The organism is Alicyclobacillus acidocaldarius subsp. acidocaldarius DSM 446 (assembly GCF_000024285.1).
Taxonomy (GTDB): domain Bacteria; phylum Bacillota; class Bacilli; order Alicyclobacillales; family Alicyclobacillaceae; genus Alicyclobacillus; species Alicyclobacillus acidocaldarius.
Window position 1 is genome coordinate 338857 of sequence record NC_013205.1, and the last position, 18787, is coordinate 357643.

Consider the following 18787-nt stretch of genomic DNA (forward strand, 5'->3'; position numbering starts at 1 on the left):
CGCGAGAGTCATGCGACGTCAAAGACGGGATCGCCAGGTCAATCGAGCGGACATTCAGCGCCAGCACCGCGTGCGTTTGGGCGTCTTGTACGGTGGCGTCTTCCTCGCCATGAGTTCGCTCATTGTTCGGCTGGGTGAGGTCCAAGTCGTGCAAGGTGCGGCGTATCGGGCGAGCGAGCGGGTCATTCACTACGCGCGCATCCCAGTGTTGCCGCAGCGCGGCTGGATTTACGACGCGAATGGCCAGGTGCTGGCGTGGGACGTGCCCGTCGTCAAGATCGAACTTGTGCGATCTCGCCCGCTGTCGAGCGCGACGCTTCGGCGGGAGGCCCAAATCCTGGCGCCTGTCCTCGAAACCACGCCCGCAGCGCTGTATCACCGGATGACGTCCAATCCATCCGCGCTGCAGGTGACCTTGGCCACGCATGTGAGCGACGCGCAGGTGGCGTTCGTGGTGGAACATCAGGCCGAGTTGCCAGGCATTCAGGTCATTCAGGATTACGAGCGCCAGTATCCCTACGGCGATCTCGCCGGCCAAGTGCTCGGTTACGTGGGGGCGATCACGGCGCAAAACGTAGGCCAATACCCAGGTTACTTGGACAATCAGCAGGTCGGCGAAACGGGCATTGAGTACGAATACGAGCATCTCCTTCAAGGGAAGCCGGGTTACCGACTCGTGGCCATCAACAGCACAGGGGCAGGGCTCGGCGTAATGAAGGAGGTCAGGCCCGTTGGAGGTGACAACATCCAGCTCACGCTAGACGGGCGCGAGCAGGCCGTGACGCAGGAGATCATCCAGCAGATGCTTGCGTCATCTCCCCATCAGCACATCACCGACGTCGCGGCGGTGATGCTCAACGTGCGGACAGGCGGCGTGATCGCCATGGCGAGCTATCCGTATCTGGATCCGAATTGGTACGTGAACGGCTCGTATGTCCAACACGCGCACTATCTCGAGACCTCCGGCGCGCAGATGAATTACGCCATTCAGGCCATCAATTATCCCGGATCGACCGTGAAACCGGCCAATCTCATCGCGGCAATGAACGCGGGAGTGGTGAATCCCCAGACGCGCATTTTCGACAACGGCTATATCTACGTGGGAACCCAGATCATCCATGAGGATGGGGGGATCGCGTTCGGGTGGGTGAACCCGGTGGAGGCGCTCACGGTGTCGAGCGACGTGTTCATGTACGAGGTGGGGCTGCGCTTGGGCAAATGGCTTGGGTCGAGCGATACCTCCGGCGGCACCTATCCGGCGTCGGCGGGATCGTACCAAAACTATCTCGACACGGATTTCGCCAAGGGCATCAATCAGATCTTCCAGGAGGAAGAGGATTTTGGCCTTGGCCCGAAGACGGGGATCGATCTGCCGTACGAGGTGCCGGGCGAATTCTTCATCGAAGACTACCGGAAGGGGAACATTCAAGTTCCGTACAATTTGCAGGCGAGCGAAGCTTCCCTTCGGAAGACGGGCAAGTACGTAAACTACGGCTCGCCCGCCAGTTTGGCCGACGCGGATATTGGACAGTCGCAGATGTTCAGCCCCATCCAGCTCGCGGTCTACGCGATGACGCTGGCCGACCAGGGCATTCGGCTGAAGCCGCATCTCCTCGAGCGCGTGTACGCTCCGAATGCCACACCGTCCAACGGAGCGAAGCCGATTTTCACCTACAAGCCGCAGGTGGCGGGCGTGGTGAAGGCGAAGCTCTGGGAATGGAACTTGGTCAAGCAGGGCATGCACGGCGTCACGTCGAATCCGGCAGGGACAGCGTACTACGCCTTTCTCGGGGCACCCTATCAAGCGGCGGGCAAGACGGGCACGGCGCAGATTGTGATGGACGGCCGGCGCACAGACAACTCGGTGTTCATTTGTTATGCGCCGCTCAACCACCCGCTGGTGGCCGTCGCCGTGATGGCGCCGGGCGGAGGGTATGGCGCGCAGTTTTCAGCCATCATTGCGCGGAAGATGATCGATGCGTACTTTGACGAGCACCACGAGCCGTGGATGCCGAAGAGTCAGTGGACGAGCACGCGGATCCCGTCCAGTTGGTTCTCTTCACCGGCGTACCTGCTCCCAGAGAAGTCCCATTGAGGTACGCGTAGGGTGTTCGCCCCATCTTGGCGAAGCAGGTCGGCAGAGTGGCAGGAGATTCCTCGCGCCCGGCGAATTCCACAACTGAACGTCGAATCAGGTAGAACGCGGTCGAACGCTTCCCGCTGCATCGTGGCTCATCATCCGCGCCCGCGCCACTCCGGCGCGATGGCCAAGGGAGGAAGGAACATGCTGCGCCGCGCTCGCACGTATCTCGTCGGCCTCGGCACCGCCTCGTTCATGTGGCACCCTGCCTTCGCATGGGCTGCGGCCTCCGCCCAGCCGGTCCCCGTAGGCTTCTATTACGGCTGGGTCACGCCTGAGACTGCGGCCGATGTCCAAGGCTACCAAGCCATTGTTCTCGGCGCGGATTCCGAATCTTCTGGCTACGCCAATCAGCAGGCGGTGGAACAGCTCATCTCCGCGAACGCCTCCATTTCGTTTTACGGCTACGTCAACCTGTCGGACGGATCGAACCCCATTCCCATGCCGCAGCTGTCCCAGGAATTCGCCGAATGGAAGGCGCTCGGCGTGCGCGGCATCTTCCTCGATCTCGCCGGATCCAACTACGGCGTTCCGCGGGCGATCCGCGCGTGGGCCGTCGCGCAGGTGCACGCCTTGGGCATGCGCGCCGCCGTGAACGCCTGGGATCCGATGGACGCGCTAGGCGTAGGGCTGGGCCCGGGCGACGCGTACGTGGCGGAGGACTGGTACATGGCTTCGCGCCAGCCTGTGGTCGAATATCCCAACAACGCGCCATCGCGCGATCTCGCCGCGCTCAACCAGCTCGAGGCGCAGGGCGCCGGGGTCTGGGCCGTGACGCAGGAGAACGAGCCCACGCCGTCCATCACCGGGGTCGAGGTGGCGCGCGACGTCCAGGCCATGCGCCAAGTCATTCCGATGGCGACGGGGTTCGCCGTCGGCGGTCTGAACTACGGCGCGGATTCGAACGCCATGGTGCCCGCGAGCAGTATTGCAGCGGCATTGGCCACGAGCCCGCCTGCGACGCCGTCCACGCAGCCTGCGAGCGGGAATGCCGTGGCCGGTGCGGATGCAGCGTTGCATCGCGCCGATCCGCCAGGTGCAAAGCGGGCGCTCGTCCCTGCGTTTCGCGCGTGATTTCATCACTGGAAATTTGGGGATACCCAGGAGGCGGCGTCTTTCACGCGGCATGGCAACGCTGGCAAACATGCTTGGGCCCAGCGCGAATAGACTTGGGTGAAACGGCTGCGATGGGCCCTTGAATCCGTGTGTCAAAGCCAGTATGCTGGGGCTGATCCCGTCGAAAGATTGCGCGCCGCGCGAGCCCGTGTGGGCGAAAGGGGAACTTTCTCGCGCACGCAGGCGTCTTTCGTACAAGCCGCTGGCGTGGGCGCTTGTCACTTCGCGCGCGATGGCGGCGTCGCTTTGCATACAATGTGTACTACATCGAGGGAGTGCCCAACGGTGAAATCCATGAGTGCCGCGAAGACATGTGAGTGGCTTGCACAGGAGTATCGGCAGCATCGTCAGGTGTTCCGAGCTGAGAAGATTCGCTTTCGCGGCGTCGACGGGCGCGACGTGTACAACATCGCGGCGCCACTGATCGATGAGGGGCGGGCCATCATCCCGGCTCGCGTGGAGCCACGCGACAGTGAGTTTTCCGAGGTGATCTTTTTCCACGAGGCGCCGGATGGCGTGTGGTCGAGGGCGGAGGGGCTGCGGACGTTCCGCGGGCTTCAGGATCCGTTTCACGCGCGCATCCACGGCGAGCTGGTGTTCGGGGGCGTCGAGATCTGGACGAACCCGTTCCACAACTACGAGATCGAATACCGAACTGTGTTCTACCGCGGCAATTCGGTGGGCGACCTTCGCCTCTTTGCCGTGGGGCCGCAGTGGATGAAGGACATCCGCCTCGTGGAGCTGCCGGACGGCCGCGTCGGCGTGTTCACGCGGCCGAACGGAAGCCGGTACGGCGGTCAGGCCCAAATTGGTTGGACCATCCTGTCTTCGCTCGACGATCTGTCGCCCGACTCGATTCTGAAGGCGGAGTGTTTGCCGGATCGCTTCCACCCGGGTGAGTGGGGCGGCGTGAACGAGGCGCAGCTCCTGGATGACCGCACCATCGGTGTGCTGGGGCACATCGCGTATCGGTCTGAGGACGGATCGCTCCACTACAAGGCGATGTGTTTCTCCCTACATCTCGACGAGGAAATCGTGACGCCGGTGCGGGTCATCGCTGAGCGGAGCGACTTTCTGTGGGGGGACGCGAAGCGGCCTGAGCTGGCGGATGTCGTGTTCAGCGGAGGCCTGGTTCGGTATGAGGACGGCACGGCGCATCTGTACGCCGGTGTGTCGGACGCCGAGGCGCAGCGCCTGTTGATTCCCGATCCCTTCGCCGCCCAGGTGCGGTATGCGCTTGAAATGGAGGCGTGACGCTTCGGCGTCGCGCCTCGCAGGGCGCCTGTCGACGCGCGCAGGGGCCAACCACAAGTCATCCTGCCGCGTATCGACGGGTGTGGTACAATGGCCAAGAAGTCGAGACCTTGGGAGGAGATTGGATGAATCGCAAGCTTGTTGTATCTGCTGGGTGTGCCGCACTGATGGCGGGCCTGGTGGCAGGGTGCGGCACAGCCAACAATACGACAAATCCGGCGAACACGGCCGTCAAAAACCCCGCGGCGAAGAGCAATACCACGGTCGTCCAGCAGGGGCACAACAACCTCGTGGTGGCGCCGACAAGCGAGGTCGGAAGCGCCAACCTGAAGCGGCTCACGGCCATCGCGGACAAGCAGCCGTCCAACTTCGAGGCGCAGCTCAACGCCGCGGACAGCGCGTCCGCGAACGGCAACACGGCGCTCGCCATCCAGTACTTCAAGCGCGCCGTGCAGGCGAATCCCAAGTCCGGCCTGGCACTGACCGCGCTCGGCAACATGTACCGCGAGCGCGAGAATCAGCCGAAGGAAGCCATTCCGTACTACCAGAAGTCGATTCAGGTGGATCCTTCGTACGGCTGGGCCTACTGGCAGCTGGCGCAGGCATATCTCACGTTGAAGGAGACGAGCCTCGCGAAGCAGACGCTCGAACAGGGCCTGAAGAACGTCAGCAAGAAGGACACGGCCTATGCGGATATCCAGTCGGCGCTCGCGCAGTTGAACGGTTCGCAGAAGGCGCCCAAGTGACGCGGACGAGCCTCGCATTTCGACTTGCCTCGCGCCGCGCGAACGCGTAACATGTCGGAGGAGGCGTTTGACGACTCCGCTCTGCTGCGAAAGCCCCGCGGGAATGGAGGGGTTCCATGTTTCGCACGCTGATGAAGTCCAAGATCCACCGCGCCACCGTGACGCAGACCAACCTGCACTACGTCGGCAGTATCACCATCGATGAGGACCTCATGGAAGCTGCCGATCTCGTCGAGAACGAGAAGGTCCAGGTGGTCAACGTCCACACGGGCGCGCGGTTTGAGACGTATGTGATCCCCGGCGATCGCGGTTCGGGCGTGATCGGCCTGAACGGCGCAGCGGCGAGGCTGGCCGAGCCGGGCGATTTGGTCATCATCATTTCGTATGCGGCCTACAGCGAGGAGGAGGTCCGGCGTCACCGCCCGACCGTCGTGGTGGTGGACGCGGACAATCGGCCCGTCGAGGCCCTCGCCTCCGAGGCCGAGGAGAATAAGCGCATCGAACACGCCACAGCGCGCGTGTAACGCGGCTTCGTTTTTCAGGAAGGGCATCCGAAAGGGTGCCCTTTTGCTATATCGGCGGCTTTCTCCCTGATGCAGGGGGGGCGCCTTCCCCGCCGATGGGGATGGCAAGCGCCTCAAACACTCCTCACAATGGAAAGGCGGCGAGAGATAGATTGAAGCGCGTTCGACTGGGTCTCATCGGTTGCGGTGTGGTGGGGAGCGGTGTGCTCCGGGTGTTGAGCGATCGCGGCGGTGTCATCGGGGACATGCAGATGGAGCCTGTGCGCATCGCCGTCAAGCACCTGTCTCGCCCGCGGCCTTCGTATGTGCCGCGGGAGAAGCTGACGGACGACTGGCGCTCCGTCTGCCTCGCGGACGACGTGGATGTCGTGGTCGAGGTAATGGGCGGCGTCGACGTGGCGCACGAGGTGGTCCGCACGGCCATTCGCGCGGGCAAGCCCGTGGTGACCGCGAACAAGGCGCTCATGGCGGCGCGCGGCCTCGAACTCCGGGCGCTGGCCCGGGACCACGGCGTGTCGCTTCGATACGAGGCGAGCGTGCTCGGCGGCGTGCCCGTGATTCACACGCTGCAGACCTACTTCCGGGTGAATCGCGTCACGGCCCTGCGCGGCATCGTGAACGGGACGAGCAACTACATCCTCACCCGCATGACCCATGAGGGCGCGAGCTTCGCGGACGCATTGGCCGAAGCGCAGGCGCTCGGCTACGCCGAACCCGATCCCACATCGGACGTGGAAGGCCACGACGCGTACTTCAAACTCCAGGTGCTTCTGCAGGTGCTGGGCGTCGACACCGAGCCGCTGCGGAACGAGGTCCTCGCTCCGGCGTTGGGTGCACGGCCTGCAGACGCGCGGCCGGCGGCCTACCTTGCGGCACCGCGGGAGGGGATTTCGCATGTTCGCCCGGACGACGTTCTGCGGGCGAGATCGCGCGGGGAGAAGCTGAAGCACGTCGCCACCGCCCGCTGGCGCGAGGACGGGGTGGTGGAGGCCTTCGTCCGCGTCGAATCCGTCCCGCCCTCCGATCCGCTATTCGGCATCGACGGCGTCGAAAACGCGCTCGCCATCACGGGCGACGTGGTGGGCACCGTGACGCTCACCGGCCCCGGCGCCGGCGCGCTGCCCACGGCGAGCGCGGTGCTCGAGGACGTGGTCCAATTGGTCGAGGTGCCGCATGCAGGAAACGCAGGCGTCGAGGACGAATTAGAATGGCGAGTGAATACATCCAGAAGGTAGGCGGACTATGATCTCTCGTCGCTCTTGGCTCGCAAGCCTCGCATCGATGGCACTGACATGCGCGCCGCTCGCCGCGGCCCCGATGGCGCAGGCCGCGACGCGCGCGCCCTCGAGTGTGTCGCACGTCAAAGTCGCGCCCGGACACGTGCGCGTGATCATCCACGGAAAGCTGTACGACGCCATCCGCGTCGGCAACGATACGTACGTCGAGGAAGCCGCGTTCAACGCCTTCGGCACGCCGTACGTCGATCTCGGCAACGGCAACATCGCGTTGACCGGCCGCAACGTGCAGGGCGTCGTGTATGACGGGAAGACGTACGTGCCCTGGTCGGCGCTCGCCCCGTCGGTTCGGGCCATTCCGCTGAAGGGCGGGGGCTTTGCATTTGTCAGCCAGCCGGTCAAGCATAGCTACGCTCTTTTGATTCAGGCTTCGCAGGCGGTTGCCGGCAGCGTCGCGGTGTTGAACGTGGTGACGGTGGATGGAGACAACTCCGTGCCGGGGCAGGCCATCACGGTTTCAAGCACAGGCTTCAGCCAACTTGAACCGTCCTCCGGCGCGTCCACGATTCACGTCACCACGGACGGCACGGGCACGTGGCAGGGGGGATTGACCGACTCGACGGCCGAGACGGTGTACGTGACCGTCTCCTGGAAAACGCCGTCGGGCGGGGTTGTGCGCCAGACCGTGCCCGTGCCGTTCCAGGCGCCGAAGGCCAACGGATCGACGGGCAACGCCAACAGCGGCGATTCGCAGTCTCCGCCATCGCTCAGCTCGGAGCATCTCGTGGCGTCCACACCGGTGAGCTTCTACCAGAACGGCGTGTTCCTGCAGGCTTCGAGCGGGGAGGAATCCATCACGTTCCAGTTAGACACGGGCGCTTATGAAACGCTCCTCGGCGCATCGCTCGCCGCGCAACTCCATCTGCCCAATCTCGGCAGCATTGAGGTCGGCGGGATCGGCGGGACGGATGAGGCGTACATGAGCAAGGTGACGTTGAACATCGGCGGCCACGTCTTTCCGGACATCCCCTGCATCGTGGATCCGAGCTGGACCGGGATCCCGCTTTTGGGATACGGATTCTTCCAACAAAATGGGTATGATCTTTTGATCTCGCAGACGCAGAGTACCCTGTACATCATGAAGTGAGGGCGTCGGCCAGCGGCTCATGTGGAGGTGACAGCGTTGGCGCGCAAGCGCATGGGTGAGTTGCTCGTGGAGTCGGGCATGCTCGCGCCGGAGCAGTTGGAGATGGCGCTCGCGGAGCAGCGGGAGACCGGCGCTCGGCTCGGGGACATTCTCATTAACAACGGCTACATCACCGAGCAGCAGCTCGTGGAAGTCCTCGAGTTTCAGCTCGGCATCCCCCACGTCATCCTGGCGAACATGAAGATCGATCCCGAGGTGTTGAAGCTTGTCCCCGAACGCCTCGCGGAGACGTATGTCCTGATCCCGTATCGAAAGAGCGGGAATCGCCTGTACGTCGCGATGGCCGATCCGCTCGATTACTACGCCATCGACGATCTGCGCCGATCGACCAACCTCGTCATCATGCCTGCCATCGCGACGCGCCAGGACATCCAGGCTGCCATCTCGCGCCACTACCGAGGCAACGAGGTCTTCGAGACGGCCGTGAAGTCCGTGGCCGAGGCCGCGCCGCCGCGCGGGGAGCCCGAGCCCGAGAACCGCGCCGACTCGCCCGTCGTTCGCGCGCTCAATCAAATCCTCATCGAGGCGGCGGACGCCGGCGCGTCCGACGTGCACCTGGATCCGCAGGCGGACGGGGTGCTCCTGCGCTTCCGCGTCGACGGCTTTTTGCGCACGGAGCGCGTGATTCCTCGCAACCTTCAGAGTGGCCTGGTGGCGCGCGTGAAGATCTTGGCCCGGCTCAACATCGCGGAGCAGCGGCTGCCGCAGGACGGAAGGTTTGAGTTCGCGGAGGGCGGGCGCAAGGTCGACGTGCGCGTCTCCACCATGCCCACCGCGCACGGGGAAAAGGTCGTTTTGCGGATCTTCGATCTCGCCAAGCGCGCCTTCAACCTGGACGAGCTCGGCTTTTCGCCCGCCAATCGGGCGGCGTTCGAACGGATGATCACGAAGCCGTACGGCGCCGTGCTCATCACGGGGCCGACGGGATCGGGCAAGACGTCGACGCTGTACGCGGCGTTGAAGCGGCTCGCGACGCCGGCGGTGAACGTCATCACCATCGAGGATCCCATCGAGTACCAACTCGAGGGTGTGAACCAGGTCCAGGTCAACCCGGCCGCTGGGCTCACGTTCGCGCGCGGCCTGCGTGCCATCCTGCGCCAGGATCCGGACATCATCATGGTGGGCGAGATCCGCGACAATGAGACGGCCGAGATCGCCATGCGCGCCGCGCTCACGGGTCACCGCGTCCTCTCGACGCTGCATACGAACGACGCGGCCAGCGCCATCAACCGGCTCATCGACATGGGCGTGCCGGCCTATATGATGGCCTCCGGCGTGACCGGCGTGGTGGCGCAGCGTCTGGTGCGGCTCGTCTGTCCGCGCTGCAAGCACGAGCGCCCGGTGACGCCGCTCGAGCAGGAGCTTCTCGAGCAAAACGGCTTCACCGCGGACAGGCTGGTCGAGGGACGCGGCTGCGCCGCCTGCGGCAATACGGGGTACAAGGGCCGCATGGCCGTGCAGGAGGTCCTGGAGGTGGACGACGATCTCGCCCGGCTCGTGCTGACGTCTCGATCGACGGAGGACTACCTGCAAGCGGCAAAGGAGCGCGGCATGCGGACGATGTTCCAGGACGGGCTGGAGAAGGCGCTGCAAGGCAAGACGACGGTGCAGGAAGTGCTGCGCGTGACGGCCGCGACGTGAAGGGGGTGAGATGAGGTGAGCGTGTACCGGTATGAGGCCATTGCGCGCCCCAACCGGCGTGAGCGCGGCAAGATTGAGGCCGACTCGGAGGCAGACGCAATTCGCGCACTTGGCGAGCGCGGGCTGTTTGTCGTCGGCCTGAAGGCCATGAACGAAAGGTCGGACTTTTGGAATCGAGAGTTAAAATTGAGCTTCCTCGAGCCCAAGGTGAAGTCTGAGGATTTCGTCCCCTTCTGCCGCCAGTTCGCGACGCTTGTGCGGGCAGGGGTGCCGCTCGTACCGGCCCTTCAAGTGTTGGAGGAGCAACTGCGAAAGGGGCCCCTGAAGAAAGCGGTGGCCGAGGTGGCCGCGAAGGTCGAGGGCGGGACCGCGCTCTGGGAGAGCTTGGCCGAGTACCCGAAGGTCTTCCCGCCGATGTTCGTCCAGATGGTCCGCGCGGGCGAGGCGAGCGGTTCCCTCGAGGAAGTGCTGGAGTCCACGGCAAGATTTGAGGAGGGCCAACGGGAGACGATTTCAAAGATCAAGTCGGCGCTCATGTACCCGGCGCTCGTCTCGGTGATGTCGGTGCTGGTGGCCGGGTTTTTGATGATCAATGTGATTCCGTCGTTCGTCTCTGTGTTTGCCTCCATGCACGTGACGCTGCCGCTTCCGACCCGCATTGTGTTGTTTTCCGCGGACGCGGTGAAACGATTCTGGTACTTGGCGATTCTCTTAGTGGTGCTGTTGGCAGGGGCATGGATTTTCATCAGTCGCCATGGTGAAAGCCGATACTGGCGGGATCGCCTGGCGCTCCGCGTACCCATTTTCGGCAAGCTGCTTCGCTATCGTGCGATGGCCCAGGCGTCGCGCACGCTGGCGATGCTGTTTCACGCAGCCCTGCCGGCGCTGACGGCGATGTCGCTCGCGGCCGACGCAGTGAGCAACCGCTACGTACGCGTGAGCCTGCGGCGAGCGCGTGACACGCTTGGAGAAGGGGGCGCACTGTCCGAAGCGCTGCAAAGGGCAGGCGCTTTCACGCCTTTGATGGTGCAGATGGTGCGGGTCGGCGAGACCACGGGGCATCTCGATGATATGCTCGCGCGCGTAGCGACCTTCTACGAGTCCGAGCTGGAGGTGATGGTGGAGCGACTCCGGCAACTGCTCGAGCCGCTGTTGACGACGGTGCTGTCCGGCGTGGTGGGCATCATCGCGCTGTCGGTGCTGTTGCCCATGTTCTCGCTGTATAACAATCTCGGGTCGTACGGCGTCTCGTGACCGGGCGTGCCGGCGTCTACGAAAAATGTGGCCAAATCGACTAGAATGCATGTACAAGCGCATATCCTGCCAGTATAATAAATGCTATCAAATGTCCTCATTCGAAACGTTGGCTCGCACTGAGCCGAGCAGAGGGGAAGGGGAGTTCTGATGGGTCAGATGAAAATGAAGATTTCGAATTTGAAACAAAAACTCCGGGATCAGCGCGGCGTGACGCTGATCGAAATGCTGGCGGTCGTTGTGATCTTGGCGATCCTGGCGGCGGTCGGCGTGCCGATTGTGCTGGCGCAGATCCAGAAGGCGCGCGTCAACACCGATAAATCGAACGAGCAGTTGATTGCGGACGCGCTGCAGCGGGCGGAGTATGATTATCAGTCGAACTCGACGAATCAGGGGAGCCTGGGCATCACGAACGGCGCGATTATCAACGGCAGTGGCGCACAGATCGGTGTGGTGTCGAACGGGACGCTGTCGAACAACGTGGCTGTTTACAACTATCTGCTCGGTAACGGGAGCGGAAACGGGTATCTGACGAGCATTCCGACGCCGCAGTCCCAGACGGGCAACTTCACCATTGTCACGACTCCGCCAGCAAATAACTCCTCCACCCCGTCTGTCACGTTTACGTATCCGAACAGCACCGGCGGCATTCAAAGCTGGTATATCACCATTCAGTAATGGTTGCTGTGCATGTCAGGACAAAAAGAGTCGGAAAGCTCCCCGCGTGGGGGCTTTCTGTCTAGATGCGGCCCGATGAATATGGGGTTCAGTCCCCCAGTTACACGGGGGCCGCTGGAGGGACTGAGGGTGCGCACGTGCAAACCAGGCAACAAGGGTCGCGGCTGGAGCTCGCGGTCCAAGGGTTTCACCTTGATTGAGGTTTTGGCGAGCGTGGTCATCATCGTGATGGCGGGAACGGCGGCGCTTTTTGCGGTGGAGTCGGTGCAGGCCGGGCAACTGAAAGAGGCTGAGTATTCGAAAGCTCTTGGGCTTGCCACGACGATTGCAGAGGAGATCCGGGACAGGAATCCGAATGCGCAAATTCAGATCCTAGAGCCTATTATCACACAGAGTTTATCTGGCGGCTCGACCGTCTCGGCGTTTCAACAGAGTCTCAACTTAACGCAGCAGCTTGCAATGACTCTGGACTCCGCCCTCAACGCGGTGCTGTCCAATTTGAGTGCATTGAACGGCCTGCTCCAACAAGGCGCGACATTCGACCAAATGGTCCAGGCCATTTTGAATTTCCCGTCGACGGTCTACTCGCAGATGCTGTCGACGTCATCCGCCCCCATCAACGCGATGGCCGTATCGCCTTCTATGTTGTGGCCGTTCGCAGTGGTTATCCCCGGTGACGCGCTTGGAGACGCGTCCTTGAAGAATCAAACCGCGACGCTATATATCCCGTCTCCTGCGGTGCTCGGCACGCCTTCGGGCAGCGGCATGACCTTCACGGAATTTATGCTCGACGAGGCGTTGGGTGGTAAATCATGGAATGGGCCCTATCTGCTCCCTGACGGGTACACGTGCACGGTAAACGCGGCGCCGGTCGGGGGGAGTGGTTCGTCCCAGTTGGCACCGATGTGGAGTTACACGATTCGCGTTCAGAGTCCACACGGCGCCGTCGCACAGGAGACGGTGACTGTCTGATGTGCCCTGCGTGAGGGGGTGTCTGCTTGAGAACGTGCAGCGCACGGTTGGCGCAGCGCGCGGGAATGACGCTCATTGAGGTGCTCGTGGCGATTACGATCACAGCCATTGTGATGGGCGGACTGATCACTGCAATTTGGCAAATTTCCCTTCGTTCACAACGTCTTACAGCGGCGAATCAAGCCATGGAGTCCGTCCTGACTGTGAACCACATGCTGACGCGCATGATTGGATCGTCTAGTTATGTTGAAATCACGTATGATGCCTCGAGCGGGTTGACGCGCCTCTGGTTATTCCGGGGAGGCGTACCTTCGGCTTCTGCCGTCTTGCCATCGCAGCCATGGATGTATAACTCTTCGACCATGCTGGCTCCCGGCATGAGGGGCTTAGCGAACGTATCCGCGACACCTCCGGCTATCTACGGCGCTAATTGCTATTATTTGATCGAGTTTGTACCAAACACAACGACTGGGTCGAACAACGTGTATGCGATGCCCGCGACCAATCCGTCGTCCCCGCCCCCGCTGCCGAGTCAGCCACTGGCTCAGAACGTGAATGTCACGTGGTACCTGCCTGCATTGTCCGCCGGAACGACGGGATCAGGTTCCATCGCGCAGTCCTGGTTACAGTCCGCTTCAAACTTGTTTTACAACGGATCCGGTGCCGGTTCGTCGGGAACGACTAGTCTATTTGTCAATAGCATCATTCTGAAATTGTCCTCTACATATATCGCGCCTAGCGGGCAAACGGCGACCTACGCGCTCACCGCGGGTTACCACGATGCGGAGGTGGGCTGAGCATGTTTGCGAGAGGTTTGGGCGGACGGGGCCTAGTAGCACGGCACTCAGCACGTCCGCGTAGCTTTCGCTCTCGGGGATTTTCCCTTCTATGGTCAATGGTCCTTGTTGTGCTTCTGGCGACCATCGTGACCACGCTCCTCGTATGGAGCCGTTATACCCTGCGGGTTGGCGGGTTTACGCAGATTCAGGACACCCAGCGAGCTATGACGAGTCAGGCGAACCTTGAGCAGACGGCCCTGAATGCGGTGAGTTCCGTCAGTACTCAGGCTTCTTTGCCCATTTCCGTAAGTCAGTCCCTGGTACCCACGGTGACGGCTGTGACGACGAGTCAGTTGCAAACCACGCTGGTGAATACGGTATTTCCAGCCTTGCAAAAGCAAGGGCTTACGGTTCAATCGTATTCCCTGTACACTACTCCGGCTTCGGCGGTGTTACAGACACAGTTGTCCCAAGTCCAGTCCGTTTTGAATGCCGCCGTTAACTCTCTGAATGTCATCTTGCAAACCGTGGTGAACGATGCCGTTCGGTTGGACTTCTCGGGGGCGATTTCGGCTCTGAACGCGTCTTTTACCGCGATTCAAAATGTCCTGTTTTTGAACATGATTGCGAGTGCCTTGAACGCCCTTGTATCGACGACGTCGGGTGTTCAAATCCCGCACGCCATCGTGAACGTGGCAAGTGCCAACGGCAACACCATCGTTTTGGATATCTCGTACGCCTTTCAGGAATACGGCCCAAAGTCCATGCCTCTCACGCCAGCGAACGCCTTATCCCTCTTGACTAGCGTCCAGGGGATCGGAACTTTCGTTTCATCCATCCCGGCCTTGTTGGGCTCGCTCATTACCGGATCGCAGCTCATCATTCCACTACCCGACTGGGCACTCCAGGTGGCCGTCGTGTAGCGACAGTCCGTCTGCCGTAAGCTCCGCGGAGGCATTGAAAGGAGTTCGAGCATGCTGCTTCGTCTCACCACCTCATCGCGTTCCACCTCCGTTGGCGTGGAGATCTGCGACGCAGGACTCCGCATCGCTGAGGTGGAACCCGGCAAACCTCTTCGCGTATCGCGGCTCGAAACCGCGCCTTGGGATCTCTCCCAAACGGTGCGCGATCCGTACCCCACGTTCGCGCTGGCGTCTATCTTGTCGCACGCATTTGACGCCAATCGGCGTAGAAAGCTGACTGTCCACGTCGCGCTGCCTTCAAGGTTCACCGTGATCCGCCAGCTCACGCTTCCGGCGGTGGGTGAGAAAGAGCTCCAAAGTGCTATCGAGCTTCAGATTCAGCACAATATCCATTTGCCATTTGACGAAGCTGCGTACGATTATGTGCGCTGTGAACCTCCCGAGGACGAGGCGGACAGCGTCAGCGTGCTGCTCGTCGCAGCGGACAAATCACGCGTGAACGATGTCATCCAGGGGTTTCGGGCTGTCGGTATCCGTCCGAAGACCATCGACATCCACGCGCTAGCACTGTATCGCTTGATTCGGCGCTTCCGTCCAGATCTGCCGCAGAATTTCCTCTTGTTGGAGACCAGCGAGGATACCGTGGACATGCACGTCTTCCACAATGGTTTGCTCTATCTCACGCGCCAGGTTCCGGTCGCACTCGCGCCTACGGCGGACGTTCCCGCCTTCGACTATGTGAGTCAGTTCGACGTCGAGATCGAGCGCACGCTGAACTTCTTCATGTATACGTTGAATCAGCGCGAGGCGGGGTTTGAGCGGCTTTTTGTCACGCTGCCGCGCGACGTGGATGCCTCCGAACACCTTCAGGCTCTCGAGGAACGCATCGGCATGCCGTGCGAAGTCTTGCCGCTGGCAGAGATGATTCGACGCAACTGCGAAATCGGGCCGGAGGCGCATCGCATGCCCGATCTTGCGGATTATGCAGCGGCCATAGGTCTTGCGCTCCGGGGGGTGTGACGCATGGACATCAACCTCATGCCTAAGCCAGTCAGCCGATCCGTACGCATGCGCACGCCGGTGCGCGGCCGGTGGCCGTGGATCGTCATAGGAAGTGGAGTGGCCATCGTGTGTATCGCCGCGATTGTCGTGTCTCACCTCGCTGTGGCGCGATCGGCGGCATCTCTGAATCAGCTCCAGCAGCAGGTTCAGCTTTTGCAGGCGCAGACACAGTCGATCTCGACGAATCAATCCGCGCAAGAGGAGACCACCGCACAGCAGATTGTGCAGTCGAGTGTCCGCTATGACGCCATTTTGAAGGCCTTTGCACGGGATCTCGCCCCGTCGACGACCGTCGATTCGATTCAGGAGAACGGAACGACGCTCACCCTCGCTGGGCGAAGCGAAAGCGTTGCGAGCGTGGCCGCATTCGAGGCGGCGCTCTCGCGTGAGCCATTTGCGGCGAGTGCGTCGTTCACGGCGGCCGCCTTGCAGAGCAGTGGTTCGAATGTTCCAGGCGTGGGACAGGCCGCTCTGGGGCATGCCATCGTCGCTGGATCCGGTGGAGCGGGTTATCGATATGATTACACGCTGACGGTCGCCCTGAAGACTGGGGGTGGGGGTACGTGAAACTGAGCTTGTCGAGATCGCTTTCCGAGCGAGACAAGTCCATCCTGCTCGTGCTCGGCGTCGTGGTGGTGTTTTTGCTCGTATACCTGATTGGCGTGCGACCGGCCCTCGACCAACTATCCAATTTGGCGCAAGAGCGGTCGTCGTTGGAGCAGACGCTCGCATCCCTGGGTCAAGTCCATGCGCGCCAGCAGCAACAGGAGGAGCGGGGCAAAAACGTGATGACACGATTGCCCATCGGCGCGCACGAGGCCAACGCGCTCGAAGTCATCAACGGGATTGCACAGAGCGACAAGGTGACCCTTGTGTCGGTGGCATTGGGTCAGAGCGCAGGTTCAACAAATGGAGCATCGACAGTGCAGTCGAACACGGGTGGAACCGTGGGTGCTGTTCAAAGTGGCTCCTTGCCCAGCCTTCAGTACACCATCTCTGCTACAGGAAGCACGGCGGCCCTGGAAGCCTTCTTTGCCGATCTCGCCAAGGCGCCGCGCTTGATGACCGTGACGCTGCAGAGCGTCACAGGCACCGCGAATGGCGTCGTGGCGAACTTCACGCTGAACGTGTATTATCGCAATGCATGAAACGGCCGATCGGTGACGAGCGCCCGCGAAACCGACGCGATGACCACGAAAACCCCGCCGGCAACGTGCCGCGCGGGGCGCCTCGTGTTCCATGCCTTGGTCACGACTGCTGCGACAACTGCGCAGGCTGCCACTGGCGGAGTACCGCAGGCGAGATCTTCCCCTGCTGCACCAATTCCCGAATGCTCATCTCCATCGTGATCATGCCGAACTGGCGGCCCGTCTGCATCATGGCGCCGATCTGGTGCGTCTTGCCGCTTCGAATGAGGTTGGCCACGGCGGGGGTGTTCACGAGCACCTCGAACGACGCCACGCGCCCCCGCCCGTCGCGCGTGCGGTGCAGCCGCTGGGAGACGACGCCCGCGAGCACGCCTGCGAGCTGGATGCGAATCTGGCCCTGCTGCTCCGGCGGAAACACGTCGATGATGCGCTCCACCGTCTGCACCGCGTCCGACGTGTGCAGCGTGGCGAACACCAGGTGACCGGTTTCCGACGCCGTGATGGCCGTCGCGATGGTCTCGAGATCGCGCATCTCGCCCACGAGCAGGATGTCTGGATCCTGGCGGAGCGCCGCGCGCAGCGCGGGCGCGAAGCCCGAGGTGTCCTGGCCGATCTCGCGCTGGTCGATGATCGACAGCTTGTGCGTGTGCAGGTATTCAATCGGGTCTTCCAACGTAATGATGTGCCGGCGCTGCGTCTGGTTGATGGCATCGAGCACCGCCGCGAGCGTCGTGCTCTTGCCGCTTCCGGTCGGCCCGGTAACGAGCACGAGCCCATACGGGCGGTTCATCAGGGCTTTGAACACGGACGGCAGGTTCAGTTCCTCCATCGTCGGAATCCGCTGAGGGATGAGGCGCGCCGCGATGCTGATGGAGCCCCGCTGCCGATACGCATTGACCCGGAAGCGAGCCACGCCTGGAATGCTGTACGAAAAGTCGATCTCGCCCGCCTCCATGAACCGCTGCCAGCGCTCCTCCGAAAGCATCTGCCGCGCGAAGGCCTCGAGATCGACCGGCATGAGTTTGGAACCCATGGGTTCGAGATCGCCATGGACGCGATAGGTCACAGGCGCCCCGGCTGAGAGATGGACGTCTGAAGCTTCTTTCTCTTTTGCCAAAGCCAAGATTTCATCAATCTGCACCATTTGAACCCTCCCTTTCATGGCGTTCCGCGGCCGGCGCGCAGGCAGACGGCTGCGCCAAGAAGTCTCGTGCCGCGGCGGATGCCCTCTGGTGCACCAGGGCGGGGGCCGGAAACGCGACCGTCACACGCTCGCCGCTGGCTTGCGTCACGGCCCGAGCCCCGTCAGGCGCGCGTACAGGTGCCACAGGTCCAGTCCCACAAACGCGCACGTGGCCGCGGCCAGCGCCAGAAATGGCGCAAACGGGATGGGCTGCTGGGGCTTGACGCGCCCCGCGAGCCGAAGGGGCAGTGCGGCGAGTACGCCGTAGATGGCGGCGAGCACGAAGGCCATCACCATGTAGCCCGGCCCGAGCATTGCCCCGATGCCGAGGTTGAGCTTTGCGTCGCCCATGCCCATCTTTCCGCCCGTCACAAAGTGAATGGCCGCCACGATGACGTACCCCACCGCGGCGCCGGCGGCCGCCATGAGCCACGTGCGGATGCCGGTCAGGCCGCTCCCCAAGAAGAAGATGACGCCCGCGGGAAGCGTCAGGACGTCCGGCAGGATGAGCGACGTGAGATCACACGCGACGGCCGACGCGAGGTACAGCCAGAACGCCCACCAGACCGCGAGCTTTGCGTAGTTGCCGCTCGCGGTGGCGGCGGAAAGCGCGAAGGCCACACCCGTGGCGAGCTCGATGGCCGGGTATCGCCACGAGATGGGCGCCTTGCACGTGCGGCAGCGCCCCCGCAGCGCAAGCCACGACAGAACCGGCACCAGCTCCCAAGCCGCGAGGTCCCGGCCACAGTTTGGGCAGTGCGATCTCGGCCAGACCACGCTCTCCCCGCGCGGCAGCCGATAGCCCACGACGTTGGCGAACGATCCGAAGATAAGTCCGTAGATAAGGGCCAATGCAATCAAAATCTCGTGGGTCGCGGATTCCTGCCCCATTCCGAAACTCCCCTGTGGCACCTCTGGCTGACCT

At 62.5% G+C, this 18787-nt stretch carries 18 protein-coding genes; 16 read left to right on the forward strand and 2 right to left on the reverse strand.

Annotated elements, in window-relative coordinates; genetic code table 11:
* Nucleotides 1-10: 10 nt before the first annotated feature.
* The 16 genes from AACI_RS01590 (at nucleotide 11) to gspM (ending at nucleotide 16679) form a co-directional block, all read left to right on the forward strand.
* On the forward strand, nucleotides 11-2095 hold the full coding sequence (locus tag AACI_RS01590; RefSeq protein ID WP_012809727.1) for a peptidoglycan D,D-transpeptidase FtsI family protein: 2085 nt from the start codon (nucleotides 11-13) through the stop codon (nucleotides 2093-2095).
* Nucleotides 2096-2284: 189 nt separating this feature from the next.
* Nucleotides 2285-3214, forward strand: coding sequence for a hypothetical protein (locus AACI_RS01595; RefSeq protein ID WP_012809728.1), 930 nt, complete (start codon nucleotides 2285-2287; stop codon nucleotides 3212-3214).
* A 336-nt stretch (nucleotides 3215-3550) separates the two neighbouring features.
* Nucleotides 3551-4510: an MTP-1 family protein gene (locus AACI_RS01600; RefSeq protein WP_041707795.1), complete on the forward strand. Its 960-nt coding sequence runs from the start codon at nucleotides 3551-3553 to the stop codon at nucleotides 4508-4510.
* 125 nt (nucleotides 4511-4635) lie between these two features.
* The gene (locus AACI_RS01605) at nucleotides 4636-5256 is read left to right on the forward strand and encodes a tetratricopeptide repeat protein (RefSeq protein WP_012809730.1); all 621 of its coding nucleotides are present in this window, start codon (nucleotides 4636-4638) and stop codon (nucleotides 5254-5256) included.
* Between the two features lie 116 nt (nucleotides 5257-5372).
* Nucleotides 5373-5780 (forward strand): aspartate 1-decarboxylase, encoded by a 408-nt coding sequence (panD, locus tag AACI_RS01610; RefSeq protein WP_012809731.1) that lies wholly within the window; start codon nucleotides 5373-5375, stop codon nucleotides 5778-5780.
* A gap of 152 nt (nucleotides 5781-5932) precedes the next feature.
* Entirely contained in the window at nucleotides 5933-7015 is a 1083-nt protein-coding gene (locus tag AACI_RS01615) for a homoserine dehydrogenase (RefSeq protein ID WP_012809732.1), read from the forward strand.
* Between the two features lie 46 nt (nucleotides 7016-7061).
* On the forward strand, nucleotides 7062-8162 hold the full coding sequence (locus AACI_RS01620; protein WP_245530659.1) for a retropepsin-like aspartic protease: 1101 nt from the start codon (nucleotides 7062-7064) through the stop codon (nucleotides 8160-8162).
* Between the two features lie 36 nt (nucleotides 8163-8198).
* Nucleotides 8199-9863: a GspE/PulE family protein gene (locus tag AACI_RS01625; protein ID WP_012809734.1), complete on the forward strand. Its 1665-nt coding sequence runs from the start codon at nucleotides 8199-8201 to the stop codon at nucleotides 9861-9863.
* Nucleotides 9864-9878: 15 nt separating this feature from the next.
* Nucleotides 9879-11117 carry a type II secretion system F family protein gene (locus AACI_RS01630; protein WP_012809735.1) on the forward strand — a complete coding sequence of 413 codons (1239 nt, stop codon included), beginning with the start codon at nucleotides 9879-9881 and terminating at the stop codon, nucleotides 11115-11117.
* Nucleotides 11118-11267: 150 nt separating this feature from the next.
* Nucleotides 11268-11795 (forward strand): prepilin-type N-terminal cleavage/methylation domain-containing protein, encoded by a 528-nt coding sequence (locus AACI_RS01635; protein ID WP_012809736.1) that lies wholly within the window; start codon nucleotides 11268-11270, stop codon nucleotides 11793-11795.
* An 81-nt stretch (nucleotides 11796-11876) separates the two neighbouring features.
* Complete coding sequence (locus AACI_RS01640; RefSeq protein WP_280959724.1) at nucleotides 11877-12767, forward strand: type IV pilus modification PilV family protein; 891 nt, start codon at nucleotides 11877-11879, stop codon at nucleotides 12765-12767.
* 47 nt (nucleotides 12768-12814) lie between these two features.
* Nucleotides 12815-13564: a PulJ/GspJ family protein gene (locus AACI_RS01645; RefSeq protein WP_280959718.1), complete on the forward strand. Its 750-nt coding sequence runs from the start codon at nucleotides 12815-12817 to the stop codon at nucleotides 13562-13564.
* Between the two features lie 110 nt (nucleotides 13565-13674).
* The gene (locus AACI_RS01650; protein ID WP_245530660.1) at nucleotides 13675-14469 is read left to right on the forward strand and encodes a hypothetical protein; all 795 of its coding nucleotides are present in this window, start codon (nucleotides 13675-13677) and stop codon (nucleotides 14467-14469) included.
* 51 nt (nucleotides 14470-14520) lie between these two features.
* A complete protein-coding gene (gene pilM / locus AACI_RS01655) occupies nucleotides 14521-15489 on the forward strand; it encodes a type IV pilus biogenesis protein PilM (RefSeq protein WP_012809740.1) in 969 nt (322 codons plus the stop codon).
* 3 nt (nucleotides 15490-15492) lie between these two features.
* Nucleotides 15493-16098, forward strand: a complete 606-nt coding sequence (locus AACI_RS01660; RefSeq protein ID WP_012809741.1) for a PilN domain-containing protein — start codon at nucleotides 15493-15495, stop codon at nucleotides 16096-16098.
* Nucleotides 16095-16679, forward strand: coding sequence for a type II secretion system protein GspM (gene gspM, locus AACI_RS01665; RefSeq protein WP_012809742.1), 585 nt, complete (start codon nucleotides 16095-16097; stop codon nucleotides 16677-16679). The genes AACI_RS01660 and gspM overlap by 4 nt, the downstream gene beginning before the upstream one ends.
* Nucleotides 16680-16779: 100 nt before the next feature.
* Here gspM and AACI_RS01670 read toward each other — a convergent pair whose 3' ends face one another.
* Entirely contained in the window at nucleotides 16780-17823 is a 1044-nt protein-coding gene (locus tag AACI_RS01670; protein ID WP_012809743.1) for a type IV pilus twitching motility protein PilT, read from the reverse strand.
* A gap of 144 nt (nucleotides 17824-17967) precedes the next feature.
* The gene (locus AACI_RS01675; RefSeq protein WP_012809744.1) at nucleotides 17968-18753 is read right to left on the reverse strand and encodes a prepilin peptidase; all 786 of its coding nucleotides are present in this window, start codon (nucleotides 18751-18753) and stop codon (nucleotides 17968-17970) included.
* Nucleotides 18754-18787 lie beyond the last annotated feature (34 nt).

What these genes read in the sequence shown, in the direction of transcription:
- AACI_RS01590 (WP_012809727.1), top strand. Translation starts at nt 11, where the DNA reads ATGCGACGTCAAAGACGGGATCGCCAGGTCAATCGAGCGGACATTCAG.
- AACI_RS01595 (WP_012809728.1), top strand. Translation starts at nt 2,285, where the DNA reads ATGCTGCGCCGCGCTCGCACGTATCTCGTCGGCCTCGGCACCGCCTCG.
- AACI_RS01600 (WP_041707795.1), top strand. Translation starts at nt 3,551, where the DNA reads ATGAGTGCCGCGAAGACATGTGAGTGGCTTGCACAGGAGTATCGGCAG.
- AACI_RS01605 (WP_012809730.1), top strand. Translation starts at nt 4,636, where the DNA reads ATGAATCGCAAGCTTGTTGTATCTGCTGGGTGTGCCGCACTGATGGCG.
- panD (WP_012809731.1), top strand. Translation starts at nt 5,373, where the DNA reads ATGTTTCGCACGCTGATGAAGTCCAAGATCCACCGCGCCACCGTGACG.
- AACI_RS01620 (WP_245530659.1), top strand. Translation starts at nt 7,062, where the DNA reads ATGGCACTGACATGCGCGCCGCTCGCCGCGGCCCCGATGGCGCAGGCC.
- AACI_RS01635 (WP_012809736.1), top strand. Translation starts at nt 11,268, where the DNA reads ATGGGTCAGATGAAAATGAAGATTTCGAATTTGAAACAAAAACTCCGG.
- AACI_RS01640 (WP_280959724.1), top strand. Translation starts at nt 11,877, where the DNA reads ATGGGGTTCAGTCCCCCAGTTACACGGGGGCCGCTGGAGGGACTGAGG.
- pilM (WP_012809740.1), top strand. Translation starts at nt 14,521, where the DNA reads ATGCTGCTTCGTCTCACCACCTCATCGCGTTCCACCTCCGTTGGCGTG.
- AACI_RS01660 (WP_012809741.1), top strand. Translation starts at nt 15,493, where the DNA reads ATGGACATCAACCTCATGCCTAAGCCAGTCAGCCGATCCGTACGCATG.
- AACI_RS01670 (WP_012809743.1), bottom strand. Translation starts at nt 17,823, where the DNA reads ATGGTGCAGATTGATGAAATCTTGGCTTTGGCAAAAGAGAAAGAAGCT.
- AACI_RS01675 (WP_012809744.1), bottom strand. Translation starts at nt 18,753, where the DNA reads ATGGGGCAGGAATCCGCGACCCACGAGATTTTGATTGCATTGGCCCTT.